Origin of the sequence: Janthinobacterium sp. 75, assembly GCF_004365495.1 — a bacterium.
In the GTDB taxonomy this organism is placed as follows: domain Bacteria; phylum Pseudomonadota; class Gammaproteobacteria; order Burkholderiales; family Burkholderiaceae_D; genus Janthinobacterium.
This window is the reverse complement of record NZ_SORD01000001.1, coordinates 1,379,900-1,405,829: the sequence shown is the minus strand read 5'-3', so window position 1 is coordinate 1,405,829 and position 25,930 is coordinate 1,379,900. Positions and strand designations below refer to the sequence as shown.

The following is a 25,930-nucleotide window of genomic DNA, read 5'->3' as shown; positions in this document are numbered from 1 at the left end:
GCGTGAAAATGCGAGATAATGCAAAGCTGAATCTGTTAATCTGCAAATATTGTAAATTTGCAGATTCCACAATCCGGGAAAGAGGAAACGCGATGGCGAAGGTTTTCATGGGCGTGCGCCTGCAGCGGCTGCGCGAAGAACGGCGCATGACGCAGGTGGCGCTGGCCAAAGCCCTGGGCATCTCGCCCAGCTATCTGAACCAGATGGAACGCAACCAGCGCCCGCTGACGGTGCCGATTCTGTTGCGCATCGGCACGGTACTGGGGGTCGATCCGCAAATCTTTTCCGAACACGACAGCGCCAGCCTGGTGGCAGATGTACGCGACGTGTTCGGCGAATTGCCCGACGCACCGCCCACCTCGATGGCCGAGCTCAAAATGCTGGTGGAAAACATGCCGGAACTGGCCCGTTCCATCCTGCTACTGCAGCGGCGCTACCGGGTGATGGCGGAGCGGGCCGACACGCTGGCCGCGCGCCTTGATGACGGCAGCCGCGGCGCCAGCTCGGCGGCGCCCTCCACGGACGAGGAAGTGCGCGAATACCTGAACCGGCGGCAAAACTATATCGATGAGCTGGACCGGGCGGCGGAGCTGGTGGCGGGCGAACTTGATCCGCAGCTGCGCCCGCTCGACGCGCTGCAAAGCCGGCTACTGGAGCGTCACGGTATCCAGGTGCAACTGTCCGATGGCGATGCGGGCATGGTGCGCAAGCACCGCTTTGATGCACAACAACATATCCTGTGGTTGCCCGACACTTTGACGGGCGGCCAGCGCGCCTTCCAGATGGCGGCGCAGATCAGCCTGCTCGAGCACAGTGACCTGATCGACGCCCTGGTGCTGGCGGCGGGACTTTCCGGCGCGGCTGCGCAAACGAGCGCGCGCCTGGCGTTCTCCAATTATTTCGCGGGCGCCCTGCTGATGCCGTATCAACGCTTCCTGCAGGCGGCGGAAACGCGCGCCTACGATATCGAGCGCCTGGCGCACCAGTTCGGCGTGGGTTTCGAAGCCGTGTGCCACCGTTTGAGCACCATGCAGCGCCCCGATGCGGCGGGATTGCCGTTTTTCTTTGTACGTGTCGACCGCGCGGGCAATGTCTCGAAGCGCCAGTCGGCCACGGACTTCCATTTTTCAAGGGTGGGCGGTACTTGCCCGCTATGGATCGTGTATGACGCCTTCAGCCATCCGGGCCAGGTGCTGACGCAAGTGGCCAGCATGCCCGACGGCTGCACCTATCTGTGGATCGCGCGCCAGGTGAGTACGGCCTCGCCGGGCTTCCGCGCGCCCGGCAAGACCTTTGCCGTGGCGCTGGGTTGCGACATCTCGCAGGCGCACCGCTTGATTTACTCAAAGGGACTCGATTTGCACGACCCAAGCAGCGCCACGCCCATCGGCACGGGCTGCAAGGTGTGCGAGCGGCAGGCGTGCCCGCAGCGGGCGTTTCCGTCCCTGCTGCTGCCGCCACCCGTTTCGGCCTAGGAGGCGGCGACCACGCGTGCCCGCAGCGCGTCGAACTCGCGCGTAAATTCCGCGCGCCAGTCGCTCCGCGTGGTCTCGGCTATCCAGGCCGCATCCAGGCCATTCAGCATGAAGCCGCGCATGTCGTCCAGGCCGAAGCCGAACTCGCGCATCATCATCCAGGCGCCCGTCGGCGTCACGTGGTGCAGGGTCGGGTCGTCCGTGTTCGGATGCAGTTTCAGGCCCAGTTTGGCCATGGCGCGGATCGGGTGGTCGAGCGCCCAGCGCTCGGGCGCCAGGGTGCGCAGGTAATACGAATTGGTGGGCACCACGGTAAACACCAGGCCCCGTTCCACGCAGCGCTGCGCCAGTTGAGGATTATCGACAATCGTGTAGCCGTGGTCGACCCGATCCACCTGCAATTGCTCGATGGCCGTCTCCACGTTCATCCACGGCATGCCGAATTCGCCCGCATGCGCCGTGCATTTGAAGCCCGCCTCGCGCGCGGCGCGGTAGGCTTCGATGAACAGTTCCGGCGGACGGTCGTTTTCGCGGTAGTCGATGCCGATGCCGATGACTTCCGGCGCGCGGTGGGCCTTCATCCATTCCACCATCTGCACAGCTTCTGCGGGAGCGGCTTCGCGGTCGATGCTGGGGATCAGGCGTCCGATCACGCCAAAATCGCGCTGCGCGTCGCGGATGGCGGCCACGATGGCGTCTTGCGCCGCGTCATAGCGAATGCCCGAGACGCGCACGGTGCCGGTCGGATTCCAGAAAAACTCCGCATAGCGCACCCCGTGGCCATGCACATCTTCCAGGTATTCGTAGGCGAGGCAGTACAGGTCGGTCGGCGAGACGATCAGGTGCGCGTCGAGCGCGCGCAGCACGCGCAGCACGCCGACGGGCTTGTCGCCGCGCGTATAGAACGCGTCGATTTCCTCGGGGGTGACGACATTGCCCGTTTTGGCGGCCAGCGCGCGGAAAGTAGCCTGGCGCACCGTGCCGAACAGGTGGCAATGCAGCTCCACCTTCGGCATGGCGCGTAAAAACTGTTCGATGCTCAGGGCTGGCAGGGTGTCGGCAGAGTTACTCATGAAGCTCGCTTCGTTAGTGGGAAAAAGGTCAGACGAGAATGGCGGCCAGGCGGCGCATCAGGCGCTCGATGGCGGCCGGGCCATCGGCCAGCATCGCCACCTGCGTGTTGACGGGCGCACGGCGCGGCACGCGGAATTCGCACACCGTCATGCCGCGCGTCAGTTCGCCCGTCAATTCGATAGCCACGTGGGCCGGCTGGAACTGGAACAGCTGCGGCGCTTCCAGGTACAGGGCCACCACCGGGTCGTACATGGGCATGGGTACGGAACCGTCCGCGCTGCGGATGCGCACATACGCTTCCAGGTAACCCGCAAGACGCAGCGCGCGCGGCGTGCCGATGGCGCGCAGCTGCTGCACTTCTGCGTTCGTCACCAGCAGCTGGCGGCACAGGTTCAAGCCGAACATGCGCAGCGGGATGCCGGCCTGGAAGACCTGGGCGGCCGCTTCCGGGTCGGCGTAGATGTTGAATTCCGCCGCCGCCGTGTGGTTACCCTGGTCGGTCGAGCCGCCCATCAGGATGATTTCGACGATCTTGCCGGCGATATCGGGCGCGCGGGCCAGCGCCGTGGCCAGATTCGTCATCGGCGCTATAGCAATGACCGTAATCTGGCCAGGGTGGGCGCGCACGGCGGCGATCAGTGCATCGACGGCGTGGCCGGCCGCGTCACTGGCGGCGCCAGGCGGCAGGATCTCGCCTGTCGTCGGCATGCCGCTGTCGCCGAGGATGCGCTGCGCCGTCTCGATGACGCCGGCCAGCGGTTCTTCGCAGCCCCGATAAATAGGCACCGTCAAGCCATCGTGGGCCTTGATGCGCAAGGCATTGTCGTAGGTGATGTCGACAGGCGCATTGCCCGCCACCACGCTCACGCCCAGCCACTCGATATCGGGATTGCTGCTCAACAGCAACATCGTCAGCCAGTCGTCAAATCCGGGATCGGTATCGAGCCAGATCTTTTTCAAGGGTTGGGTCATGATGCTTTCCAGTCGATTGATAAGGGAAGTCAGGCGGCCATTAAGCAGCCAAACAAAGCGCGCTGTCGGACGGCAGTACGAACGAGACGGCCGTGCCTTCGCGCCAGGCGGCGCCACCGGCCGCGCAAATGCCCTTGACCTGGCCCAGTGGGGTTTGCAGCAGGTATTCGACGGTGTCGCCCAGGAAGCCCCGTGCCAGCACGGTGCCCGGGTATTGAGCAGCCGCGTCGTCTGGCGCGCACACGCGCACCTTGTCGGGGCGCCAGCCCAGCACCGTCGTGCCGGTGGTCACTGGCGCCGTGTACGGCAGGCTGGCGCCCGCGTGGTGCAGCGCGCCGTCGCGGTAATCGAACAGGTTCTCGAAGCCCATGAAGTTGGCCACAAAACACGTCGATGGCGTATTGAAGACGGCTTCCGGCGCGGCCAGCTGCTCGATGCGGCCGCCGTTCATGACGACGATGCGGTCGGACAAGGCCAGCGCTTCTTCCTGGTCATGCGTCACGTACAACATGGTGATGCCCAGTTCGCGCTGGATGCGGCGCAATTCGGCACGCATCTGCACGCGCAGCTTGGCATCCAGGTTCGACAGCGGTTCGTCCAGCAGCAGCAGGGCCGGTTCGACGACGATGGCGCGCGCCAGCGCCACGCGCTGCTGCTGGCCGCCGGACATCTGCGCCGGCAAACGCGTTTCAAAGCCCGTCAGGCCGACGGCGGCGATCACCGCCTCCACTTTCGTTTTCAACAAGGCTGGCGCAACCTTGCGCAGGCGCAAGCCGAAAGCGATGTTGTCGTAGACATTCAAGTGCGGGAACAGCGCATACGACTGGAAGACCATGCCGATATTGCGTTTATTGGGCGCCAGCTTGCCGATTTCGCGGCCATCGAGCACGATGCGGCCCGATTGCAGCGGCATCAGGCCGGCGATGGCGCGCATGGTGGTGGTCTTGCCGCAGCCGCTGGGGCCCAGCAGGGAAATCAGCTCGCCCTGCTCGACGTGCAAGTCCAGGTCTTTCACGGACGTCGTGTTCTTGGCGTAGCCGAGGTTCAGCTTGTGCAGTTCCAGATAACTCATGGTGTGTTGCCTCTTACATGTATTTAGAAATGCCCAGCACCTTCTCGGTCACCATCACGAAGGCCATGGTGAACAAGACCAGCAAGGTCGACAGGGCAGCGATCGACGGATCGAAACTGTTTTCCATATGCCCCAGCATCTCGATGGGCAAGGTGCTGATGCCCGGCCCCGTCAGGAACAGCGAGACGGGTACCTGGTTGAACGAGGTGACGAAAGCGAGGAAGAAGGCTGCGATCACGGCGTTGCGGATATTCGGCAGCACGATCATGAAGAACGCGCGCAGGCGCGACGCTCCCAGGGTGATGGCCGCATCCTCGATATCCACGCGCAGGTTCACCAGGCTGGCGTACACCACGCGCACCGAATACGGAATCAGGAGCGCGATATGGCCGATCAAGAGGCCCACATACACGGGCGCATTGATGGTCAGGACCAGGTGGTGCAGCAAGCCCAGGCCCACCAGGATGGCGGGGATGATCAGTGGCGACGTCAGGATCTGGCGGATGGCGCCGATGCCGGGCGGCGGCATGCGCGAAAACGCATACGCGACAGGAATGCCCAGCAACAGCGCGATGACGGTAGCGATCAGGCCGATTTCCAGGCTGGTCTGAAAGGCGCGACGGAATTCGGGCGCCGCCCACACTTCGAGAATCCAGCGCAGCGAGTACGACTCGGGCGGAAACGCCAGGGTTTCGCCGCCGCTGAAACCGGCCAGCACGACGATGGCAAAAGGTCCCAGCAGGAACAAAAACACCAGCCACAGGACGGCGCGTGAGAACAAGCTTTCTTTCATACGGAGCTCCGGCTCGAGGAAATACGTTTAAGGCCGGCGTTGACCAGCAGGGTCATGCAGACGAGGATGACTGCGATCACATTCGCGGCGCCGAAATCGCTCTCCACGCTGACCTTCTGGTACAGCAGGGTTTCCAGCATCAGCACCTTGGTGCCGCCCAGCAGGGCCGGCGTTACATAGGCCGTGACGCAACCCGTAAACACCAGGGTGCCGCCGACCACCAGGCCCTCTTGCGTCAGCGGCAGGGTGACCTTGCAAAACACTTGCCATGGATTGGCGCCCAGGGTGGCGGCAGCCGGTTCCACGTCGCGCGGCAGGTTTTCCAGCGCGCCAGCCAACGACATCAGCATCAAGGGCAGCAGCAATTGCAGCAGGCCGACAAACACGGCGAATTCACTGAACAACAGGCGCAGCGGCTCGTCCGTGAACCCCATGTTGACCAGCGCCGCATTGAGGGCGCCATTACGCCCAAGCAAGACGATCCAGGCGTAGGTACGCGCAATCGGCGAGACCATCAGCGGCAGGATCATCATGCCGACCACCAGGCCGCGCCACTTTGGCGATACACGCGCCACGGCTTGCGCAGCCGGGTAGCCCAGGAGGATGGAGGCGAGCGTCACCAGCGCGGCGATGCGCAGGGTGCGCCAGAAGATGGTGCGATTGAATTCCTGCGAGAAGAATTCAATGAAGCGGTCAACGCCCCACTGCATGCCGTCGCCGACGCGGAAGGCGTCGACCAGCAAGGCCAGCACGGGCAGCAGGAAGCAGACGACGATAAAGATCAGCGCCGGCAGGACCAGCAGCAGTCCCAGGCGCTTTTTTGGATCAGCAAACATGGTGTTTTCTCCTCGTCACCACTATTTGCTCATGGCTTTGTTCCACTGCGTCATCCAGTTGCTGCGCTGCTTGAGGATGGTTTCCGGCTTGACGAACTTCAGCGAGCTGATTTGATCGGCGCCATAAGTATTGAATTGCGCGGCCGCCACCGACAGGCGCACGTCCTTGTTGACGGGCGAATCGACCAGGTTGGTCGCCAGCTGCGTCTGCACTTCCTTGGACAGCCAGAAATCCATCAGCTGATATGCCAGGTCCGCATTCTTCGAGCCGGCAACGATGCCCATCACGTTCATGCCGGCCGCCTGGCCTTCGGCCGGGATGCTCCATTTCAGGGGCAGACCCGTCTTGAGCATTTGCGACCAGGTGAAGCGCGCCACGGGCGCGGCCCAGATTTCATCCTGGGCGAACAGGGCAGCCAGCTGCGCGCTGTTCTTCGAGAACGTGACGACGTTGCCCTTCATGCCGACGATCTTGGCAAAGCCGGTCGCGTAGTCGTCCGTCTTGCCGCCCCAGGCCGCATCGGCCATGCGCAGCATCAAGGGGCCCTGCGTGGTGCTCACGTCGGGGAAGGCCACGCGGCCCTTCAGTTCCGGGCGCCACAGGTCCTTCCAGGACGTCAGCGGGGCGATCTTGTCGCTGCGGTACACCAGGCCGACCGAATACAGCGTGTAGCCGACGGCGTAGTTGCCGCCGATGGGGTTTTTCGCCACGTCATACAAGGCTTTGTAATTGCTCAGCTTGGAGTAATCCATGGGCTGGATGACGCCTTTTTGCGCCGCTTCCAGCATGCCGGAATCGGACAGCAGTACCAGGTCGATCACCGGGTTCTTGCTGTGCACCACCAGCTTGGCGATGCGGTCTGCGTTATTCCCCGTTTCCACCTTGATATCGCAACCGCATTTGGCCTTGAACGGCTCGTACACATACTTCATGAACAAGGGTTGGGCAATCGGATAGGCCGAAATGACCAGCTCGCGTTTTTCCGCGTGGGCGGCGTTGGCCAGCAAGCCTAGGCTCAACGCCAACATGAGGTGCTTTTTCAAGATGCTTCCTTTCAGGGGACGGCGCTGCGGGACAGCGCCTGTAAAGATGAATCAGACTCAGAAATAATGTCGCATGCCGACGATCAGGACACTTTGCGTCTTGCCGCCGGAGGCGCCGAAGCCGAACACGCGGGCGAACGTCGCATCGCCGGCCGCTTTCTGATAGCTCCAGGTGACGGCGACGTCGGTGCGCTTGGACAGGAAGTAATCGGCCTGGAAGTTGACCTGATGCCATTTTGGCGTCTTGTTGATCACGTCGTATTTACCGGTGGTATAGAAATACGACGCGCCCAGGTTCAGCGCTTCCGTCAGCTTGTGGTTCACGTTCAGATCCACGTTTTGCAGGGTCAGATTGCTTTGATCCAGGTAGTGGTAGCGCACGTTGGTGTACAGTGCGCCAAACTTGGTCCTGCCCACATTATAAAAGCCTCCCGTGCCGGCGATGGCCTGGCTGTCCACGCCGGCGCCCTTGACGGCGCTCTTGTTGAAGATCAACAGGGAACTGCCGTAGTCGTTGCCGATGGCGCCATTCGGCGCATCCGGGCTGTTCGGATGGTCCATCTTGGTATAGGCGACGGCCCAGCTGAAGGCATCGACTTTGTAGCCGGCGCCCATGCTGTAGACGCGGTTGCGGTTGGAGTCGGCCGGATTTTCGCTGAAACCGTACAAGCCCGTGAACGAGAGGTTGCTGATGTTCGGGCTGACATACTTGACGGCGTTTTGCACGCGCAGGTTGTTGTAGCCATTGTCGTTGTCACCGATGTGCACGCCGTTACTGGCGATGACCACCGGGCCCAGCAAGTCCTTGACGGCTTCGTACTGGCGGCCCAGGGTCAGGGTGCCCTTGTCATTGCTCGACAGGCCCACATACGACTGGCGGCCGAACAAACGGCCGCTTTGCGCAGCCGTGCCCGTCATGACGTTAAAACCGTTTTCCAGCACGAAGATAGCCTTCGTGCCGTCGCCCAGGTCTTCCTGGCCGCGGAAACCGATGCGCGGATTCTGATTCGTGCCGCTCAGCGCATGCGTGCGGCTGCCGTTACCCTCGTCCGACACATAGCCGATACCGGCCGACAGCAAACCATACACTTGCACGCTGCTTTGCGCCTGCGCTGCGCCCTGCGCAGCCAGCAAGCCGCCCACCACCATCGTTCCAGTCATCCATTTGTTCATCGCCGCCACCCTAAAAAAGAATAAACCCTGAGTTTTTTTCGAATTATTTTATTGATGCGCCCCTTGCCTGGCGCGTCGCAGCGAGTGCCGGCGCCGCATTCCAGGCTCTTCTCCTGAATATTGTTGCTTTCAAGACAAGTAAGGACCAGTCCAGAATATGGTAAATTGCGGGATAAGAAAATTTGTTTATTTTTATAAATCCATTACTTTTTCTAATAAGCAAAGCCCATGCATGAACTGAGCAAGAAGATTTCCTTACGACATTTGCAAGCGTTTTCCACCTTAGCCCGGGTAAACAGCTTCAGCAAGGCCGCACAAGAATTGTGCGTGACCCAGCCGGCCCTCAGCGCGTCGATCAAGCTGCTGGAAAATCAACTGGGAAAAAAGTTGTTTAACCGCACAACCCACCAGCTGGAATTGACACGCGAAGGCAAGCTGGCGCTCGATTACGCCACGCATTTATTGAATACGGCGAGCAACACTTTTGCCGATATCCAGCGCGCCATCGGCAGCGGCCGGCACCGCATCCGCATCGGCGCGATTCCGTCGGCCATGGCGATGACGGCCGTAGTGGTGGCGCGCTACAGCGAGCAACATGGCGATGAAGTGGAAATCGTCCTGTCGGACATGCCCAATGACGGCTTGCTGCATGCGCTGCATTCGGGCCAGCTGGACTTTTGCGTGGGCATCGAGGTGCCCGGTTCCGTCTCGCTGGAAAGCGTGGGCCTGTTCGAAGACGAGCTGGTGCTGGTGACGGCGGGACGCCATGCGCTGGCGCCGCTCAAGGAAGTACGCTGGGAGCAGCTGGCCGGGCAGGAAATCGTCGTCTTTACCAAAGGCAGCATCTGGGAGTTCGCCTCGAGCGCGCTGCGCCAGCATGGCTTGAGCCCGTCGAGCCTGTATCAGATGATACACAGCGAGTCGCTGTATGGCGTGGTGCGCGCCGGCATCGCCGTGGGCATCATGCCCAGCCTGTACACGACTTTCCTCAACGACGAGGATCTGCATGTGGCGCCGCTGCGCCAGCCCACCTGCAAGCGCAAGATCGCCTTGATGCGGCGCAATGAAATCAGCCGCAACCACCATGTGGACGACTGTTTTTCAGCGCTGCGCAAAGATTTACAACAGGTCGACCAGTGGTTTTGATTGTCACTGCCGGCGTCAGCCCCCAGCTCACGTCGACGCCTGCTCCGACGCTAATGGTGGAGAGGGTCTGACCCCGGCCGTTGAGATTACTGCGGTGCCTTGAGCAAATTGGCCAGCGCCACGTATTGCTCCAGGCCCACGGTTTCCGGACGCTTGGTCGGGTCGATGCCGGCTGCCTTGATCTGCTCTTCCGTAAACATGCCGGCCAGGCAGTTGCGGATCACCTTGCGGCGCTGCGAGAAGGCCTTCATGACCACCGCTTCCAGGGTGGCCTGGTCGCAGGCCATGCGCTCGGCCACGGGGATCATGCGCACGATGGCCGATTCCACTTTCGGCGGCGGATCGAAGGCCGTCGGCGGCACGATGAACATCAAGGTCATGTCATAGCGCCATTGCAGCATCACGGACAGGCGGCCATACGCCTTGCTGCCCGGCTCGGCCACCATGCGTTCGACGACCTCCTTTTGCAGCATGAAATGCTGGTCTTTCACCAGCGGTGCGAAGTCCGCCAGGTGGAACAGCAGGGGGCTGGAGATGTTGTACGGCAAGTTGCCCACGATGCGCAGCTTTTCGCCGGCCGGCACGGGGATTTGCGCAAAATCGAATTTCAGCGCGTCGCCCGAGTGGATCGTCAGCTTGGCCGGATTGAAGGTTTTTTCCAGGCGCACGATCAGGTCGCGGTCCAGTTCCACCACATGCATCTGCTTCAGGTGACGCAACAATTGCTCCGTCATGGCGCCCAGGCCAGGGCCAATCTCGACCATGGCATCGTCCGCCTGCGGCGCGATGGCGGCCGTGATGTCATCGAGGACGAAGCGGTCATGCAGGAAGTTCTGGCCAAAGCGTTTGCGGGCAACGTGTTTCATATTCTGTTTTTCTATTCTAAAGGCGGTGTAGCGGGGTAAAACCGGTGGGTATCAGGCGCGGGTGCTGGCGCGCAGCATGTCGAGCGCCGTTTGCAGGGCCTGCTCCATGCTGTGGCAATCGGCCAGCCCCAACCCTTGCGCGGCCAGATCCAGCGCCGTGCCATGGTCGACCGAGGTGCGGATCAGCGGCAAGCCCAGTGTGATATTGATGCCGCGCCCGAAGGTCGCGTATTTCAGCACGGGCAAGCCCTGGTCGTGGTACATGGCCAGCACGCAGTCGGCGTCGGCCAGATATTTGTGCTGGAACAAGGTGTCGGCCGGAAACGGTCCGCGCGCATCAATGCCGCGCGCTTGCGCCGCAGCGATCGCCGGGGTGATGACATCGATTTCCTCGCGCCCCAGGTAACCGCCCTCGCCCGCGTGCGGGTTCAGGCCAGTCACCAGGATGCGCGGCGCGGCGATGCCGAATTTCTGTTGCAGGTCTGCCTGGAGGATATCGAGGGTGACGGCCAGGCTGTCCATGGTAATGGCAGCGGACACGTCCTTCAAGGGCAGATGGGTGGTGGCCAGCGCCACGCGCAGGGTCGGTTCGCCATGTCCCGGTTCGCCGGCCAGCATCATCACCACCTGCGGCGTACCGGTTTTTTCTGCCAGGTACTCCGTATGGCCGGAAAAGGCCACGCCGGCGTCGTTGATCGTGCTCTTTTGCAAGGGCGCAGTGACCATGGCGCCAAACCAGCCGGCCTGGACACCTTCCACGGCCGCGTCCAGGGTAGCGAGCACGGAACGCCCATTTTCCTTGTCCAGCACGCCAGGGATGACATTGTTAACAGTGGGAATATCGATCACGGCCAGGCGACCGGGTCCGAACTGGGGCAGGCCGTTGTTGCGCACGGCTTGCAGCGACAGCGCCGCCAGGCGAATCTCCGGGTCGATCAGGCTGGCCGTCAGCGCCAGGAAGGCGGCGTCGCCCAGCAAGATACAGTTGACTTCATGCCGCATGGCCCAGGCGGCGCGGATCGAAATTTCCGGACCGACGCCGGCCGGTTCGCCACAGGTAATGGCGATGGCCGGGCGGCGTGCAAGGGGCAAGTTACTCATGCGCAAATAGTCGGCAGCATTACTGGTCTTCCGCGCGGAATTCAACGTAGGCGCGGTCGCGCACTTCACGCGCCCAGTTTTCCGTCGCCTCTTCCAGTTTGCGTTCGCGCAAGGCGTTGCGCGCTGCGCTGCGCTGCTTCTCTTTCGAGACGTCGTCGCTCTTGCGTTCCAGCACTTCGATCAGGTGGAAGCCAAAGCTCGATTCGATCGGCTGGCTCACTTCGCCCGGTTTCAGCGCATTCATCGCCGTTTCGAATTCCGGCACGGTGTCGCCTGGATACAGCCAGCCCAGGTCGCCGCCCTTGGCCGCCGAACCGTCGTTCGAGAACAAACGGGCCAGGTCTTCGAACTTGGCAGCCTTGTTATCAAGACGCTCTTTCAATTCCAACAATTTGCGCTTGGCTTCGGCAGCCGACAAGGTCGGCGTAATTTTCAGCAAAATGTGGCGGGCATGCGTCTGCTGTACGGCAGCGACGGCTTGCGCTTCGGCTGCGCTGCGACGGTCCACCAGCTTCAGGATGTGGAAACCTGTGTTGCTCTTGATGATAGGCGTGATCTGGCCAGGTTTCAATTTCACCAATTGTTCCGTGAACAGAGGTGGCAAGCGGTCGCTATGGCGCCAGCCAATATCGCCGCCACTCAGCGCATCGCTGGCGTCGGAATAGGTGGCGGCCATCTTGGCAAAATCGGCGCCCGTGCGCAACTGTCGGCTGACTTCTTCGGCGCGCGCGCGGCGCGCGGCGATCTGTTCCGGGCTGGAGTTTTCCGGAATGCGCACGAGAATCTGCGCCAGATTCAACTCGACCTGTTCGCTGGCCGCCGCTTTTTCCGCTTCTAGGAAGTTATCCACTTCGGAATCGGAAATCTGGATCTTGGCGTCGACTTCATGCTCGCGCAAGCGCTGCATGATGATTTCATCGCGGATTTCCTCGCGGAAGGTCGCAAACGGCGTGCCTTCTTTTTCCATCTGGTTGCGCAACTCTTGCACCGTCATTTTTTGCTGTTCAGCAATACGGCCAATCGCGCGGTCCAGGGTCAGGTCATCCACGCGCACGCCCATTTCCTTGGCCAGCTGCATTTGTGCGCGTTCAACGATCATGCGCTCCAGCAATTGACGACGCAGGTCGGCGGGATCGGGCAAAGGCACGTTCTGCGCCTTCATGCGCTGCTCCACGCTCTTGATACGGGCTTTCACTTCATTGCGCGTGATGACGTCGTCATTGACGACGACGGCGATGGAGTCGATGGTCTGGCCGCTGCTTGAGGCCGGTGGCGTGAAGCCCTTGACCGGTGCAACTGCCGCGGCAGCGGGCTTGGCCGCAGGCGCTGGCGCAGCCTGTTGCGCCCAGACACTACTGGCCGTGGCGCCGGAAATGGCGCACAACAAAACCGTTGCAATTTTGAGTTGGTGCATACTGGCATTACGCATAATGTGTAGAGCGCTCATGAGTTCGGGTGAATAAAAAAACCGGTTTGTGCCAGCGCCGGGAACACCGGCGGCGGCAACGGTGCCTATCTTAACGGAGTGGCTGGCTCAGTGCCTGGTAGCCAGGGATGGTTTTGGTAAATGTTTCCAGCCCATTCGCGCCCAGACCCAATCCATTCGACAGCCCAGTCAGTTCCAGCTGGAAGAAGATCGGCGTCGATGCCTTGTTGGCCGAGGTCACGAAACGCTGCGCCCCCATGCGGAACACCCAGCAGTCGCCCTTGTATTCCAGGCCGACCAGGCTTTCCAGCATGCGCCGGTCCAGCAGGGAGTAACTGATGCGTCCCACGCCATACAAGCGGTCCGTCAACGGCCATTGCGTCGACACTTCCGCATTGCGTATGCTGCCACGCTGAAAACGGTTACTAAAGTTCAATACTTTCTTGGCACCTGGCTGATATTGCAAGGTGTACGTCGAACTCATCAACTGACGATCGCTGGGATTGTACTGCACCAGGCTGTCGATGGTCCAAGTCTCCGACACGCGGCCCGTTGCTGCCAGCAGGATATCCGAACGGGACTGGTTGACCGGCGTGGTCGAATTGAGCTGCACGCGCTGGTCGGCAAAGTAGAAACGCTGGCCGAAGGTCAGGCGCATGCGCTCCGTGCCGTCCGTTTGCAGGAAGCGCGACACGACAGCAGCCGTGACCTGGTTGGCATCGCCGATGCGGTCGCTGCCAACAAAACGGTTTTCCGTGAAGATCTGCGTCAGGTTGAACGTGCCGGCTGCCGTATCGAAATTCGGGAACTGCGACTGGTCGCGGTACGGCGTATAGACATAGAACAGGCGCGGCTCCAGGGTTTGCGTGCCGCCCTTGGCGCCAAACAGATTCGTGTCGCGTTCGAACACCAGGCCACTGTCGACCGAAAAGGTGGGAACGGCGCGCGTAAACGACGTATCCGGAAACAGCGCCTTGGTCCTGGCATCGTTGTCGAGCTGATACGCGCTGGCATTGAGCATCAGCTTGGGCGTGATGAAGTAGCCAGGGCGCACGATGGGGAAACTCACTTGCGGCACGGCGACGAGGCGCGATCCTTGTACGAGAGTCGGGTGCGCGAAGCGCGTCGCTTCCGCGTCGAAGGTCCAGTCGAAACCGCCCCAGACATCATATTTACCAGCGTGAAAGTTCACCGCCGGCAAACGGTCATACGGCCGCGACACAGTCAGACTGGGATCTTTGGCGGCATCGGGGTCTTGCAGCACCTGGTAATTCTGTACGCGCGCCGTCAGGCTCCAGTCCTCGGTCCGGTAATCGGTGCGCAATTCGCGCAGCAACTGGCGCTCGGTGGCGGAGGCGACGTTTTTCGAAAAATCGTTCGGGTAATTATTGTCGGATGCGTCGCGCAGATCCCAGCTGTAAGTCCAGTCCTTGGCCAGCGCCTGCTCGTGCTTGGACTTGATCATGTAGCGGTTGGTCTTGGTCTGCTTGTCGTTGGGCAAGAACTCAACCGACGTTTCGCCGTTGTACAAACCGGCATCCGTCTCGCCCATGTAGCGGCCCGTCGCACCGAGCTGGATGCCGCGCCGCTGTATGTAGCGCGGGTACAGGGTCAGGTCGCGGTTGGGCGCGATGTTCAGGTAATACGGCATCAGCAGCTCGAAACCGTTCTTCGAGGCAAAGCCCGGCGTGGGCGCCAGCCAGCCCGAGCGGCGCGCGCCCGACAGCGAAAACGAAATGCCCGGCGTACCCAGGATCGGCACGTCCTTGAAATAGATGATGGTCTTGCTGCCGGTGCCCACGTCGCGGCCCGTATCGAGGTTCAAGGTGCTCGATTTCAGGTACCAGTCCGGATTCGGCCCCTCGCAGGTACTGTACGTACCGTCGATAACATTGGCTTCGTCGGGGTTGATGAAGTCGACGCGCTCGGCCTTGCCCCGGCCGCCGCCCACTTCGAAGCGGTACGTCGGGTTGAGCAGGAAACCCTTGCCGGTCTCCATGTTCAGCTTCAGGACGTCACCCGTGTAGTAATCGCCGAAACGCCACATCTTGATATGGCCCTCGGCGTCGAACTGATCTTCAACTTGTTTGTAACAAGCTGTATCGGCCGTCATTTTTGTGGTTTTTCCGCGCTCAATCACGACATTTTGATCGAGATTGATCTCCCTTTCGGGCCGTCCGTTCATGCTGTTTGACGTCATGACGGTGGGCGCGTCGGGATCTTCCACATGCACCGGACGCGGTGCTTTCTGGGCGTGGGCAGGCACCGTCGTGGCGGCGACGAGCGCGCTGATGGCGAAAGCCCAGCGCTGCGAAGGGGGGGAGGCCGAAAACCAGCTCATGAATTGGAAGGGGCAAGCACCATTGACAGGCGATTTTTTAATTTGAATCCCTTATTATATGGGAATCTGCATCATCAACCCGATTCCACAGGCCGCTTAATGTCATTCTCTTCCAATTCCTCCACCGCGCCGGCCCAGGCCGACGCTCGCCTGACCCTGTTGAAAGCCTGGTTGACCTCGCTTAACCTCGTCGCGCCCGATTCCGCCCGCCCCGCTTCCAGCGATGCCAGCTTCCGTCGCTACTACCGTCTCGATATGCTGCCAGGCAATGCAACATTGCCGGGAAGTACACTGATTGCCATGGATGCGCCGCCCGAGCGCGAAAACGTGCCGGCCTTTGTCAAGGTAGCCGGCTTGCTGAAAGGCGCCGGCGTGTCCGTGCCCGAGATCATCGCGCAAGACCTGGACAACGGCTTCCTGCTGCTCTCCGACCTGGGCACGACCACGTATCTCGACGCGCTGAACCACGACAATGCCAGCGTGCTGTACGCCGAAGCGCTGGAGTCGCTGATGAAAATCCAGCTGGCAAGCCAGCCCGACGTGCTGCCCGAGTTCGACCGCGCCTTCATCCTGCGCGAAATGAATCTGTTCCCGGAATGGTTCATCGGCAAGCACCTGGGCGCCACCCTGACGGATGTGCAACAAACCCAGCTGGACAAGGTCTTCGAGGTCATCACGGCGAATATTTTGTCGCAACAACAAGTATTCATGCACCGCGACTACCATTCGCGCAATTTGATGCACATCAACGATGGTTCGATCCCGAATCCCGGCATCCTCGATTTCCAGGACGCCGTCTTCGGTCCCGTCACTTATGACATCGCCTCGCTGCTGCGCGACGCCTACCTCCAGTGGGATGAAGAATTGGTGCTCGACTGGGTAATCCGCTACTGGCAACGCGCCAAGCAGCTGGGCTTGCCCGTCAATCCAGACATCGACGCCTTCTACCGCGATTTCGAATTCACGGCCCTGCAGCGCCACCTGAAAATCCTCGGCCTGTTCGCGCGCCTGAATTACCGCGATGGCAAGGATCTGTACATGGGCGACTTGCCAACCGTGCTCGACTACGTGCGCAAGACAGCCAACCGCTATACGGAACTCAAGCCGCTGGTGCGTCTGCTCGATGCGCTGGAGAATAAAACGCCCCAAGTCGGCTATACCTTCTGAGGACACCGGCCAAAACCTACTGCGCGTCGAGCTTTGCGGCCGGCGATGCTCACCGTACTAGAGTACGGTTGCGCTTCTCGGCCACAAATCACTGCCGCTCGCTACGGTTTTGTCCAGTGTCGTGACTGCAGAAAAATTACTGAACAAATCAGAAAAGAATACCCATGAAAGCCATGATCTTTGCCGCAGGCCGCGGTGAACGGATGCGTCCGCTTACCGATACCTGTCCCAAACCGCTGCTGAAAGTGCGCGGCCGTCCGCTGATCGTCTGGCATGTGCTGAACCTGGTGCGCGCCGGCATCACGGACATCGTCATCAACCACTCCCACCTGGGCCATCAGATTGAGGAAACCCTGGGCGACGGCAGCGCGTATGGCGCGCGCATCGCCTATTCGCCGGAAAGCACGCCGCTGGAAACGGCGGGCGGCATCGCCCAGGCGCGCCACTTGCTGGGAGAGGAACCGTTTCTCGCCATTTCCGGCGACATCTATTGTCCCTACTTTGATTTCAAGCAAGTACTCGATGTGCTGGCCGACAAGGATGTACTTGGCACGCCGTATCCGGCCGACCAGCGCGACATCGCCTGGACTTACCTGGTGCCCAATCCCGACTTCCATCCGAAGGGCGACTTCGGCCTGACCTTGTTTGCGATCAACAATACCGACGAAACCAAATGGACCTTCGCCAATATCGGCGTGTACCGTCCTGAAATGTTCGACGGCATCGCGCCGGGCAGCCACGCCAGGCTTGGCGACCTGCTGCGCAAGTACGCGGACCAGGGCCGCGTGGGCGGCGAAGTCTATACTGGCGAGTGGACCAATGTGGGCACCCCAAAGCAGCTCGACGCGCTCAATGGCGTAACGGCCAAGGTGGACGCGGCATGATGGGCAATTACGCGGCACGGCGCGCGGCGCTGCTGGCGCAGATGCTGCCGGGCAGCGTGGCCATCCTCGCCACGGCGCCCGAAGTGCCGCGCAACAGCGATTGCGATTATCCGTATCGCCACGACAGCTATTTTTACTACCTCAGCGGTTTCACGGAACCCGACAGCGCCGTGGCGCTGGTGGCCGCCAGCGCCACGGCACCCGCGCGCGCCATCCTGTTTTGCCGCGCCAAAAACACGGAGCGCGAAATCTGGGACGGTTTCCGCCATGGCCCCGAGGCGGCGCGCGCCACCTTCGGCTTCGACGCGGCCTTCCCCATCGAGGAACTCGACGTGGAAATGACGCGCCTGCTGGCCGACTCTCCCGCCATTTACTATGCGCTGGGCGGCAGCCTCGATGCGCAAGTGAAAGTCTGGCGGCACAACGTGCGGCAAAAGGCACGCAGCGGTGTCACGGCACCCGCCATCGCGCATGAGATCAACGGCATGCTCGACGCCATGCGCCTGCTGAAAGACCCGCAGGAACAAGACCTGATGCGCCGCGCGGCCGCCATTTCCAGCGCCGCCCACGCGCGCGCCATGCGCGCCACGCGGCCCGGCATGCACGAATACGCGCTGGAAGCGGAACTGCTGTACGAATTCCGGCGCAACGGCGCGCAGTTCCCCGCATATTCTTCCATCGTGGCAGGTGGCGACAATGCCTGCATCCTGCATTACAGCGCCAACAACGCCATCTTGAAAGAAGGCGAACTGGTGCTGGTCGACGCAGGCTGCGAACTCGATGGCTATGCCTCCGACATCACGCGTACCTGGCCCGTCAACGGCCGCTTCAGCGGCCCGCAGCGGGCGCTGTATGAACTGGTGCTGGCGGCGCAGCAGGCGGCGCTGGACATGGTGCGCCCCGGCTTGCCGCATAGCGCCATCCACGAGGCGGCCGTGCAGGTGCTGGCGCAGGGCATGCTGGATTTGAAATTGCTGGAGCGGCAAAAAAGCGGCAGCGTACAGGATGTCATCGCCGACAAGTCCTATATGCCCTTCTATATGCACGGCACCAGCCACTGGCTGGGCATGGACGTGCACGACGTGGGCGCCTACCGCGACACGGGCGCGCCCGGCAAGCCGTGGCGCGCTTTGGCACCGGGCATGGTGCTGACGGTGGAGCCGGGCATCTATGTGCGCCCCGGCGCGGGCGTGCCGGAGCAGTTCTGGCATACCGGCATCCGCATCGAAGACGATGTGCTGGTCACGCCGCAAGGCCATGAAGTCTTCAGCTCGGCGCCCAAAAGCGTCGCTGAAATCGAACAACTGATGTCACAGGATTGACGCCGCGCATGCATACACCGTCCACTTTCGATCTCGCCATCTGCGGCGCCGGCCCCGTCGGCATGGCGCTGGCCGCCCTGCTGGTGCAGCGGGGCGCACGCGCCGCCGGCATCGCCCTGCTCGACGCCAAATCCATCGAGCAAGCCAGGCGCGACCCGCGCACCATCGCCCTGTCGCATGGCAGCCGCCAGATTCTCGAGGAAGCGGGCGCCTGGCCTGTGGAGGCGACGACTATCCACCAGATTCACGTCTCGCGCCGCGGCCAGTTCGGGCGCAGCCTGATGGACCGCAGCGAGCATGGCGTCGAGGCGCTCGGCTATGTGGCGCGCTATGGCGCCGTCGTCAGCGCGCTGGCCGATGTATGCGAGCGCCTGGGCGTGGCCAGCTTGCGACCGGCGCTGGTGACGGGTAGTGCGGAGGATACCGACGGCGTCAGCGTGCAAATCGAACAGGCAGGCGCCACGTCAAGCTTGCGAGCCAGCCTGCTGGTACAGGCCGAGGGAGGCCTGTTCGGCCAGCAGCCAGAGCGCGCCGTCAGCCGCGATTATGGCCAAAGCGCCATCATTGCCCATGTGCGTACCAGCGCTCCCATCGCCCACCGGGCCTATGAGCGCTTCACCGACGAAGGCCCGCTGGCCCTGCTGCCGCAGGACGACGGCTACGCGCTGGTGTGGTGCGTTCCGCCGACGCGCGCCGAACAATTGTTGGCCCTGGACGACGCGGTCTTCCTGGCGCGCCTGGGCGCCGCCTTCGGCAGCCGCCTGGGGCGCTTTACCCACACGACGGCGCGCCTGGCCTATCCGTTGGGCCTGAACGCGCAGGCGGTCGGCACGGCGCGCACGGTCGCCATCGGCAATGCGGCGCAAACTCTGCACCCGGTGGCGGGGCAAGGCCTGAACCTTGGCTTGCGCGACGCCGCCGTGCTGGCCCGCGTGCTGGCGCAGGACAGCAGCCCCGCAGGGCTGGAACGCTACGCCAGCCTGCGCCAGGCAGACCGGGGACTGACCGTGCGCGTCACTGACACCATGGCGCGCATTTTCACGGGCAGCGCTCCCACGCAAGGCTTGCTGGGCCTGGCGCTGGGCTTGCTGGATGCCTTCAGCCCGGCGCGCAAAAGTTTGGCGGAACTGATGATGTACGGCCGCCGCTGAGTCTCCGCCATCCTGGAACGGGCGAAAAAGAAACAGGGCGCATATCCGGCATGGAGTAAACCGCCTGCGGATGCGACAATGGCTGTCACCTGGCTTTCGGCGACCGTTCCATGACAGATGCTTTGCCCGCAGCACCGCCTGCCGCTCTTCCCGCAGTACTTTTTTCCCGTCTGCTGGAAGATTCCCTCGACGCCGTGATCATCATCGATGAACATTGCCGCATCCGCTATATCAATGGCGCCATGCAGGCACTGTCGGGCTATGCCAGTGGGGAATTGCTGGGCCAAACCCTGAACGGCCTGCTGCCCGACGCCGTCGGTGCGCAGCACGACAACCACGTGATCAACTACATCCGCAGCTCGCGCACCTCCAGCGTGCTGGGCAAGATACGCGAATTCGCCATCCGCCACCGCAACGCGCAGATGATCCCCATCGAAATGAAGGCGCTGGACCTGGGCGTGGTCGACGGCATGCGCTATTTCGGCGCCTTTTTGCTCGACGTACGCGAACGGCGCGAACTGGCGGTAAAAAATGCCAGCCTGCTGGCGCAGCTGGAACAGCAGGCGCTGCACGATGCGCTGACGGCGCTGCCCAACCGGCGCTCCTATGAAGCCCAGGCCGCGCAGGCGATGGCGCGCGCGGCGCGCAGCGGCGCCGCCCTGAGCGTGGGCGTGGCCGACCTCGACCACTTCAAGAAGATCAACGACCGTTATGGCCATGCCGTGGGCGACGCCGTGCTGCGCACGGTGGCGCAGGCGCTGCGCGACACGGGACGCATCACCGACGTGGCAGCGCGTCTCGGCGGCGAGGAATTTGGCCTGTTGTTCCCCGACGCCAGCCTGCAGCAGGCACACCAGGTGGCCGAACGCATCCGCGCGGCGGTAGCCGCCGCCGTCACCTCCTTGCCCGATGGCCGCCAGCTGCAGGTGACCATCAGCATCGGCGTGGCCTCATTGATCGCCGGCGCCAGCCTCGACGCGGCCATGTCGGATGCCGACAAGGCCCTGTATGTAGCCAAGCATCAGGGGCGCAACCAGGTCGTCGCGGCATCGGCCGACCAATAAAAACGGCCCGCGCAAGGCGGGCCATCTTCGTAGCATAAGGCATTACCTTACTCAACTGCCTTGAGCATATCCTCGATCACCTTCTTGGCATCGCCAAATACCATCATCGTGTTCGGCTGGTAGAACAGTTCATTGTCCAGGCCCGCATAGCCGGAAGCCATTGAGCGCTTGTTGACGATGATGCTCTTGGCCTTGTAGGCTTCCAGAATCGGCATTCCGGCGATCGGCGATGTCGGGTCTTTCGCTGCCGGGTTGACCACGTCGTTTGCGCCCAGCACCAGCACCACGTCCGTCTGGCCGAATTCACCGTTGATGTTTTCCATCTCGAAGACCTGGTCGTACGGCACCTCCGCCTCGGCCAGCAGCACGTTCATGTGGCCCGGCATGCGCCCCGCCACGGGGTGGATCGCATACTTGACGGTGACGCCCTTGTGCGTGAGCTTTTCCACCAGTTCCTTGAGCGAATGCTGCGCGCGCGCTACGGCCAGGCCGTAGCCTGGCACAATGATGACGGTTTCCGCATTGCTCATGATGAAGGCTGCATCATCGGCCGAACCCGATTTCACGGGACGCTGTTCCTGCGCGCCGGCCACGCCTGCCGCCGGCGCAGCGCCGCCGAAGCCACCGAGGATGACGTTGAAGAACGAGCGGTTCATGGCCTTGCACATGATATAAGACAGGATCGCGCCCGACGAGCCCACGAGCGAGCCGGCGATGATCAGCATCGAGTTATTCAGCGAAAAACCGATGCCGGCCGCGGCCCAGCCGGAGTAACTGTTGAGCATCGACACCACCACCGGCATATCGGCACCGCCGATAGGAATGATGATCAGCACTCCCAGCGCAAAGGCGATGACGGCCATGACGATGAACGGCGTCCAGGCTGGCTCCACCCCGTCGGCAAAGCAGAACACCAGGCCCAGCGCAACCATCACCAGCGCCAGGACCAGGTTGAGCATATGCTGACCCTTGAAGCTGACGGGTGCACCCTGGAACAGGCGGAACTTGTACTTGCCCGACAGCTTGCCGAAGGCGATCACCGAACCGGAGAAAGTGATGGCGCCGACAAAGGTGCCGATGAACAGCTCGAAGCGGTTACCGATGGGCAGCGCCTGGCCTTGCTGGGCGATATTGAAGGCCCATGGTTCGGACACGGCCGCCACGGCGATGCAGACGGCCGCCAGCCCGATCAGCGAGTGCATGGCTGCCACGAGTTCCGGCATCTTCGTCATTTCCACGGTTTTTGCCAGGTAGGCGCCGATGGCGCCACCCGTGACGATGCCGATAATGACCAGGGTCAGGCCCATGCCACCCGTTTGCTGTTCCTTCAGCTTCAGGATCAGCGCCACGGTGGTGACGGCGGCAATCGCCATGCCGCTCATGCCGAAGGTATTGCCGCGGCGTGCCGTCGAGGGCGACGACAGCCCTTTCAAGGCCTGGATGAAGCACACCGAGGCGATCAGGTACATCATCGTCACCAGGTTCATGGTGACGAAGCTCATGGCGTGACTCATTCTTTTGCTCCTTGCTTGGCCTTCGGTTCTTTTTTGCGGAACATCTCGAGCATGCGCTGCGTGACGAGGAAGCCGCCGAAGACGTTGACGGCGGCCAGCGCCACGGCCAGGGTGCCGGCCGCCTGCGCCAGCGGGCCTTGCGTCAGGCCGGCCGCCAGCATGGCGCCGACGATGATGATGGCGGAAATGGCATTGGTGACGGCCATCAGCGGCGTGTGCAGGGCCGGCGTGACGGTCCAGACGACGTGGTAGCCGACATAAATGGCCAGCACGAAGATGATCAGGTTAATGATGGTGTGACTGATTTCCATGATGTTGTTCTCTCCGGCGCCGCGTTATTTACGTAAGATTTCACTACCTGCGCACACCAGGCTGGCCTTGATGATTTCATCCTCGCGGTCGATCAGCAACTGGTCGTCCTTGTCGATGATGAGCTTTAAAAAGTCCAGCACGTTGCGCGCATACAGGGCCGAGGCATCGGCCGCCACCAGGGTCGCCAGGTTCGGCTCGCCCACGATGTACACGCCGTGCTTGACGACCGTCTTGCCCAGTTCTGACAGGGGGCAATTGCCACCTTGCTCGACGGCCAGGTCGACGATGACGGAACCCGGCTTCATGGCTTTCACCGTTTCTTCGGAGATCAGCACGGGCGCGGCGCGGCCGGGGATCAGGGCTGTGGTGATGATGATGTCGGCCAGTTTCGCCCGTTCATGCACCAGTTCGGCCTGGCGGCGCATCCAGTCGGCGGGCATGGCGCGCGCATAGCCGCCCGAGCCCTTGGCGATTTCCTTTTCTTCATCGGTCAGGAAAGGCACGTCGAGAAACTTGGCGCCCAGCGACTCGACCTGCTCCTTGACGGGCGGGCGCACGTCGGACGCTTCGATGACGGCGCCCAGGCGCTTGGCCGTGGCGATCGCCTGCAGACCTGCCACGCCCACGCCCATGATCAGCACGCGGGCTGCCTTGACGGTGCCGGCCGCCGTCATCAGCATGGGCATGAAGCGCTGATACGTATTGGCCGCCACCAGCACGGCCTTGTAGCCGGCGATATTCGCCTGCGAGGACAGCACGTCCATCGACTGCGCGCGCGTGATGCGCGGCACGGCTTCCAGGGCGAAGGCGGACAGGCCGGCCGTGGCCATGGCGGCGATATTGTCCGCGTCAAACGGGTTGAGCATGCCGATCAGCACGGTGCCACTGGCCATCAAGGCCCGTTCACCGGCATCGGGGGCGCGCACCTTGAGCACGATGGCGCAAGCATAGGCTTCCTGGGCGGTGCCGATTTGCGCGCCAGCGGCGGCATACGCATCGTCGGGAATCGAGGCTTGCAGGCCAGCTCCCGACTGCACGACGACCTGATGCTTGGCTGCCAATTTCTTGACTGTCTCGGGCGTGGCTGCCACCCGCGTTTCACCAGGCCGTGTTTCGGCCGGTATGCCTATCCTCATGATGCCTCCGCTAATTGATAAACTGACTAGAATCTAACACGGAAAGCAGCGCGTCAAACGTTTGTGAACCAGCAACTTTTAGTTGTACGACACTAATTCCACCCCCATCGCCATTTTCGTTTCACCATGCGGCGCGGCGACCATATTGTGGGAAGGGTGTGTCAATCTCACCACAGTCGAGCGTCAGTGCCCGCTTGTTTTGACCACAGGGAAAGCCTATATTAGCGGGCGTTTCCTGCCATCTTGCCGCCTAAGCCCCCATGCTAGTGCGCTCCCCGGGAAAGACGTAAGTATCTCCCACCGCTATTTGCTAAAACGTTGTCATTTATCAATATCTCCGCGCAACAGAAGGCCGGGTTCAAACCGCGCGCGCAGAACAAGATAAAATGTCGGCTCTTTCAAGGATGGAATCATGCCGAGAATCTGGAAACCCTCTGTCACCGTTGCCGCCATCGTCGAGCGCGACGGCCTGTTTTTATTGATTGAAGAAGAGACCAGCGAAGGCATCAAGCTCAATCAGCCGGCCGGTCACCTCGACCCGTTCGAGTCGCTGGAACAGGCGGTGATCCGCGAAACGCTGGAAGAAGCGGCCTACGATTTCATCCCCACGGCACTGGTCGGCATGTACATGTCGCGCTATCAGTCACTGCGCACGGGCGAGGACGTGACCTATTTGCGCTTCACCTTTTGCGGCACGGCCGGCGCCGAGCATGACCGCCCGCTGGACGAAGGCATTATCCGCACCCTGTGGATGACGCGCGACGAGCTGGCGGCATGCCAGGAACGCCACCGCAGCCCTCTGGTGCTGCAGTGCGTGGACGAATACCTGGCTGGCCGGCGCGCACCGCTGGCCCTGCTGCACACGCATGCGTCTGTCTTTAACAGCGCATAGCAACATTATCTAAAGTACACTGGAAAGCAAGATGAGCAAGAAGAAAGTCGTTATCGGCATGTCCGGCGGGGTTGATTCCTCGGTCGCCGCATGGATGCTGAAGGAACAAGGCTATGAAGTCATCGGCCTGTTCATGAAAAACTGGGAAGATGACGACGATTCGGAATACTGCTCCACGCGCCAGGACTGGATCGATGCGGCCAGCGTGGCCGACGTCATCGGCGTCGATATCGAAGCCGTCAATTTTGCCTCCGAATACAAGGACCGCGTGTTCGCCGATTTCTTACGCGAATACCAGGCCGGCCGTACGCCGAATCCGGACGTGCTGTGCAACGCCGAAATCAAATTCAAGGCTTTTCTTGACCACGCCATGACCCTGGGCGCCGACCTGATCGCCACCGGCCATTACGCGCGCGTGCGCCAGGCGCCCCTGGATGCCGGACGCTATGAGCTGCTCAAGGCAGTCGACGCCAGCAAGGACCAAAGCTACTTCCTGCACCGGCTGAACCAGGCGCAATTGTCTAAAACCCTGTTTCCGCTCGGTGAAATCCCGAAGACGCAAGTGCGCAAGATCGCCGAGCAGCTGGCGCTGCCGAACGCGCAGAAAAAGGATTCGACGGGCATCTGTTTTATTGGCGAACGCCCGTTCCGCGAATTTTTGAACCGCTACCTGTCGTACCAGCCGGGTCCCATGAAAACGGCCGACGGCAAGACGGTGGGCGAACACGTGGGGCTGAGTTTTTATACCCTGGGCCAGCGCAAGGGCATCGGTATCGGCGGCGTGAAGTCGTACCAGAATGCCGATGGCAGCAGCGACGCCTGGTATGTGGCGCGCAAGGATATCGCCAACAATACCCTGTGGGTGGTGCAGGGCCATGACCATCCGTGGCTGCTGTCGCCCGCCTTGACGGCCGATCAGGCCAGCTGGGTCGCCGGCACTGCGCCACAAGCGGGCGCCCTGTCCGCCAAGACGCGCTACCGCCAGGCCGACGTGGCTTGCCAGCTATTGCCGGATGGGAATGAACACTTCAGCCTGGCGTTTGACCAGGCACAATGGGCCGTCACGCCAGGCCAGTCGGCCGTGCTGTATGATGGGGATGTCTGCCTGGGCGGCGGCATCATCGCCAGCGCCACGGGCTTGCCCTGATCATGGATTGAAAGGATACGCT

Annotated in this window: 23 protein-coding genes; 9 read left to right on the top strand and 14 right to left on the bottom strand. The window is 62.0% G+C overall.

The window, feature by feature from the left end:
• The first annotated feature begins 92 nt into the window (after positions 1-92).
• A complete protein-coding gene (locus C8C89_RS06425; protein WP_133989164.1) occupies positions 93-1,475 on the top strand; it encodes a short-chain fatty acyl-CoA regulator family protein in 1,383 nt (460 codons plus the stop codon).
• On the opposite strand, the gene C8C89_RS06420 is transcribed toward C8C89_RS06425, so the two are convergent.
• From C8C89_RS06420 to C8C89_RS06390, 7 genes are read right to left on the bottom strand one after another with little or no spacing between them, the layout of a single operon-like run.
• Positions 1,472-2,548: an adenosine deaminase gene (locus tag C8C89_RS06420; RefSeq protein WP_133989163.1), complete on the bottom strand. Its 1,077-nt coding sequence runs from the start codon at positions 2,546-2,548 to the stop codon at positions 1,472-1,474. The two genes, C8C89_RS06425 and C8C89_RS06420, sit on opposite strands and share 4 nt — an antisense overlap.
• A 28-nt stretch (positions 2,549-2,576) precedes the next feature.
• Positions 2,577-3,521, bottom strand: coding sequence for a nucleoside hydrolase (locus C8C89_RS06415; RefSeq protein ID WP_243857919.1), 945 nt, complete (start codon positions 3,519-3,521; stop codon positions 2,577-2,579).
• 40 nt (positions 3,522-3,561) lie between these two features.
• Positions 3,562-4,593, bottom strand: coding sequence for an ABC transporter ATP-binding protein (locus C8C89_RS06410; RefSeq protein ID WP_133989162.1), 1,032 nt, complete (start codon positions 4,591-4,593; stop codon positions 3,562-3,564).
• A gap of 13 nt (positions 4,594-4,606) precedes the next feature.
• Entirely contained in the window at positions 4,607-5,386 is a 780-nt protein-coding gene (locus tag C8C89_RS06405; RefSeq protein ID WP_070290842.1) for an ABC transporter permease, read from the bottom strand.
• Positions 5,383-6,222, bottom strand: coding sequence for an ABC transporter permease (locus C8C89_RS06400; protein ID WP_101483022.1), 840 nt, complete (start codon positions 6,220-6,222; stop codon positions 5,383-5,385). The genes C8C89_RS06405 and C8C89_RS06400 overlap by 4 nt, the downstream gene beginning before the upstream one ends.
• A gap of 21 nt (positions 6,223-6,243) precedes the next feature.
• A complete protein-coding gene (locus C8C89_RS06395) occupies positions 6,244-7,266 on the bottom strand; it encodes an ABC transporter substrate-binding protein (protein ID WP_243857918.1) in 1,023 nt (340 codons plus the stop codon).
• A gap of 57 nt (positions 7,267-7,323) precedes the next feature.
• Positions 7,324-8,427, bottom strand: a complete 1,104-nt coding sequence (locus tag C8C89_RS06390) for a porin (RefSeq protein WP_101483024.1) — start codon at positions 8,425-8,427, stop codon at positions 7,324-7,326.
• Between the two features lie 240 nt (positions 8,428-8,667).
• Here C8C89_RS06390 and C8C89_RS06385 point away from each other — a divergent pair, with 240 nt between their 5' ends.
• Entirely contained in the window at positions 8,668-9,585 is a 918-nt protein-coding gene (locus tag C8C89_RS06385; RefSeq protein WP_101483025.1) for a LysR family transcriptional regulator, read from the top strand.
• Between the two features lie 86 nt (positions 9,586-9,671).
• On the opposite strand, the gene rsmA is transcribed toward C8C89_RS06385, so the two are convergent.
• The 4 genes from rsmA to C8C89_RS06365 form a co-directional block, all read right to left on the bottom strand.
• Positions 9,672-10,451 carry a 16S rRNA (adenine(1518)-N(6)/adenine(1519)-N(6))-dimethyltransferase RsmA gene (gene rsmA / locus C8C89_RS06380; RefSeq protein WP_133989161.1) on the bottom strand — a complete coding sequence of 260 codons (780 nt, stop codon included), beginning with the start codon at positions 10,449-10,451 and terminating at the stop codon, positions 9,672-9,674.
• Positions 10,452-10,502: 51 nt separating this feature from the next.
• On the bottom strand, positions 10,503-11,552 hold the full coding sequence (gene pdxA / locus C8C89_RS06375; RefSeq protein ID WP_101484758.1) for a 4-hydroxythreonine-4-phosphate dehydrogenase PdxA: 1,050 nt from the start codon (positions 11,550-11,552) through the stop codon (positions 10,503-10,505).
• A 19-nt stretch (positions 11,553-11,571) separates the two neighbouring features.
• A complete protein-coding gene (locus C8C89_RS06370) occupies positions 11,572-12,966 on the bottom strand; it encodes a peptidylprolyl isomerase (RefSeq protein WP_243857917.1) in 1,395 nt (464 codons plus the stop codon).
• Positions 12,967-13,069: 103 nt separating this feature from the next.
• Positions 13,070-15,319, bottom strand: coding sequence for an LPS-assembly protein LptD (locus tag C8C89_RS06365; RefSeq protein WP_101483028.1), 2,250 nt, complete (start codon positions 15,317-15,319; stop codon positions 13,070-13,072).
• 99 nt (positions 15,320-15,418) lie between these two features.
• Between C8C89_RS06365 and C8C89_RS06360 the strand changes: the two genes are divergently transcribed.
• The 5 genes from C8C89_RS06360 to C8C89_RS06340 all read left to right on the top strand — a co-directional run bounded on the left by C8C89_RS06360 (position 15,419) and on the right by C8C89_RS06340 (position 20,907).
• Positions 15,419-16,486: a phosphotransferase gene (locus C8C89_RS06360; RefSeq protein WP_133989160.1), complete on the top strand. Its 1,068-nt coding sequence runs from the start codon at positions 15,419-15,421 to the stop codon at positions 16,484-16,486.
• 164 nt (positions 16,487-16,650) lie between these two features.
• The gene (gene murU / locus C8C89_RS06355) at positions 16,651-17,370 is read left to right on the top strand and encodes an N-acetylmuramate alpha-1-phosphate uridylyltransferase MurU (RefSeq protein WP_133989159.1); all 720 of its coding nucleotides are present in this window, start codon (positions 16,651-16,653) and stop codon (positions 17,368-17,370) included.
• Positions 17,370-18,692, top strand: coding sequence for an aminopeptidase P N-terminal domain-containing protein (locus C8C89_RS06350; protein WP_166674857.1), 1,323 nt, complete (start codon positions 17,370-17,372; stop codon positions 18,690-18,692). Before murU ends, C8C89_RS06350 begins: the two co-directional genes overlap by 1 nt.
• 8 nt (positions 18,693-18,700) lie before the next feature.
• Positions 18,701-19,843, top strand: a complete 1,143-nt coding sequence (locus C8C89_RS06345) for a UbiH/UbiF/VisC/COQ6 family ubiquinone biosynthesis hydroxylase (RefSeq protein ID WP_133989157.1) — start codon at positions 18,701-18,703, stop codon at positions 19,841-19,843.
• 110 nt (positions 19,844-19,953) lie between these two features.
• A complete protein-coding gene (locus tag C8C89_RS06340) occupies positions 19,954-20,907 on the top strand; it encodes a sensor domain-containing diguanylate cyclase (RefSeq protein WP_101483032.1) in 954 nt (317 codons plus the stop codon).
• A 47-nt stretch (positions 20,908-20,954) separates the two neighbouring features.
• Here the strand turns inward: C8C89_RS06340 and C8C89_RS06335 are convergent, their stop codons facing one another.
• From C8C89_RS06335 to C8C89_RS06325, 3 genes are read right to left on the bottom strand one after another with little or no spacing between them, the layout of a single operon-like run.
• Positions 20,955-22,409: an NAD(P)(+) transhydrogenase (Re/Si-specific) subunit beta gene (locus C8C89_RS06335; protein ID WP_133993179.1), complete on the bottom strand. Its 1,455-nt coding sequence runs from the start codon at positions 22,407-22,409 to the stop codon at positions 20,955-20,957.
• An 8-nt stretch (positions 22,410-22,417) separates the two neighbouring features.
• A complete protein-coding gene (locus C8C89_RS06330) occupies positions 22,418-22,732 on the bottom strand; it encodes an NAD(P) transhydrogenase subunit alpha (protein WP_034778841.1) in 315 nt (104 codons plus the stop codon).
• Positions 22,733-22,756: 24 nt separating this feature from the next.
• Positions 22,757-23,869 carry a Re/Si-specific NAD(P)(+) transhydrogenase subunit alpha gene (locus C8C89_RS06325; RefSeq protein WP_101483034.1) on the bottom strand — a complete coding sequence of 371 codons (1,113 nt, stop codon included), beginning with the start codon at positions 23,867-23,869 and terminating at the stop codon, positions 22,757-22,759.
• Between the two features lie 412 nt (positions 23,870-24,281).
• Here C8C89_RS06325 and C8C89_RS06320 point away from each other — a divergent pair, with 412 nt between their 5' ends.
• Positions 24,282-24,761: an NUDIX hydrolase gene (locus C8C89_RS06320; protein ID WP_010401817.1), complete on the top strand. Its 480-nt coding sequence runs from the start codon at positions 24,282-24,284 to the stop codon at positions 24,759-24,761.
• A gap of 31 nt (positions 24,762-24,792) precedes the next feature.
• A complete protein-coding gene (mnmA, locus tag C8C89_RS06315) occupies positions 24,793-25,908 on the top strand; it encodes a tRNA 2-thiouridine(34) synthase MnmA (protein WP_101483035.1) in 1,116 nt (371 codons plus the stop codon).
• Positions 25,909-25,930 lie beyond the last annotated feature (22 nt).

Coding starts and splice junctions, on each gene's coding strand:
- C8C89_RS06425 (WP_133989164.1), top strand. CDS start 93: ATGGCGAAGGTTTTCATGGGCGTGCGCCTGCAGCGGCTGCGCGAAGAA.
- C8C89_RS06420 (WP_133989163.1), bottom strand. CDS start 2,548: ATGAGTAACTCTGCCGACACCCTGCCAGCCCTGAGCATCGAACAGTTT.
- C8C89_RS06415 (WP_243857919.1), bottom strand. CDS start 3,521: ATGACCCAACCCTTGAAAAAGATCTGGCTCGATACCGATCCCGGATTT.
- C8C89_RS06410 (WP_133989162.1), bottom strand. CDS start 4,593: ATGAGTTATCTGGAACTGCACAAGCTGAACCTCGGCTACGCCAAGAAC.
- C8C89_RS06405 (WP_070290842.1), bottom strand. CDS start 5,386: ATGAAAGAAAGCTTGTTCTCACGCGCCGTCCTGTGGCTGGTGTTTTTG.
- C8C89_RS06400 (WP_101483022.1), bottom strand. CDS start 6,222: ATGTTTGCTGATCCAAAAAAGCGCCTGGGACTGCTGCTGGTCCTGCCG.
- C8C89_RS06390 (WP_101483024.1), bottom strand. CDS start 8,427: ATGACTGGAACGATGGTGGTGGGCGGCTTGCTGGCTGCGCAGGGCGCA.
- C8C89_RS06385 (WP_101483025.1), top strand. CDS start 8,668: ATGCATGAACTGAGCAAGAAGATTTCCTTACGACATTTGCAAGCGTTT.
- rsmA (WP_133989161.1), bottom strand. CDS start 10,451: ATGAAACACGTTGCCCGCAAACGCTTTGGCCAGAACTTCCTGCATGAC.
- pdxA (WP_101484758.1), bottom strand. CDS start 11,552: ATGAGTAACTTGCCCCTTGCACGCCGCCCGGCCATCGCCATTACCTGT.
- C8C89_RS06370 (WP_243857917.1), bottom strand. CDS start 12,966: ATGCACCAACTCAAAATTGCAACGGTTTTGTTGTGCGCCATTTCCGGC.
- C8C89_RS06365 (WP_101483028.1), bottom strand. CDS start 15,319: ATGAGCTGGTTTTCGGCCTCCCCCCCTTCGCAGCGCTGGGCTTTCGCC.
- C8C89_RS06360 (WP_133989160.1), top strand. CDS start 15,419: ATGTCATTCTCTTCCAATTCCTCCACCGCGCCGGCCCAGGCCGACGCT.
- murU (WP_133989159.1), top strand. CDS start 16,651: ATGAAAGCCATGATCTTTGCCGCAGGCCGCGGTGAACGGATGCGTCCG.
- C8C89_RS06350 (WP_166674857.1), top strand. CDS start 17,370: ATGGGCAATTACGCGGCACGGCGCGCGGCGCTGCTGGCGCAGATGCTG.
- C8C89_RS06345 (WP_133989157.1), top strand. CDS start 18,701: ATGCATACACCGTCCACTTTCGATCTCGCCATCTGCGGCGCCGGCCCC.
- C8C89_RS06340 (WP_101483032.1), top strand. CDS start 19,954: ATGACAGATGCTTTGCCCGCAGCACCGCCTGCCGCTCTTCCCGCAGTA.
- C8C89_RS06335 (WP_133993179.1), bottom strand. CDS start 22,409: ATGAGCTTCGTCACCATGAACCTGGTGACGATGATGTACCTGATCGCC.
- C8C89_RS06330 (WP_034778841.1), bottom strand. CDS start 22,732: ATGGAAATCAGTCACACCATCATTAACCTGATCATCTTCGTGCTGGCC.
- C8C89_RS06325 (WP_101483034.1), bottom strand. CDS start 23,869: ATGAGGATAGGCATACCGGCCGAAACACGGCCTGGTGAAACGCGGGTG.
- C8C89_RS06320 (WP_010401817.1), top strand. CDS start 24,282: ATGCCGAGAATCTGGAAACCCTCTGTCACCGTTGCCGCCATCGTCGAG.
- mnmA (WP_101483035.1), top strand. CDS start 24,793: ATGAGCAAGAAGAAAGTCGTTATCGGCATGTCCGGCGGGGTTGATTCC.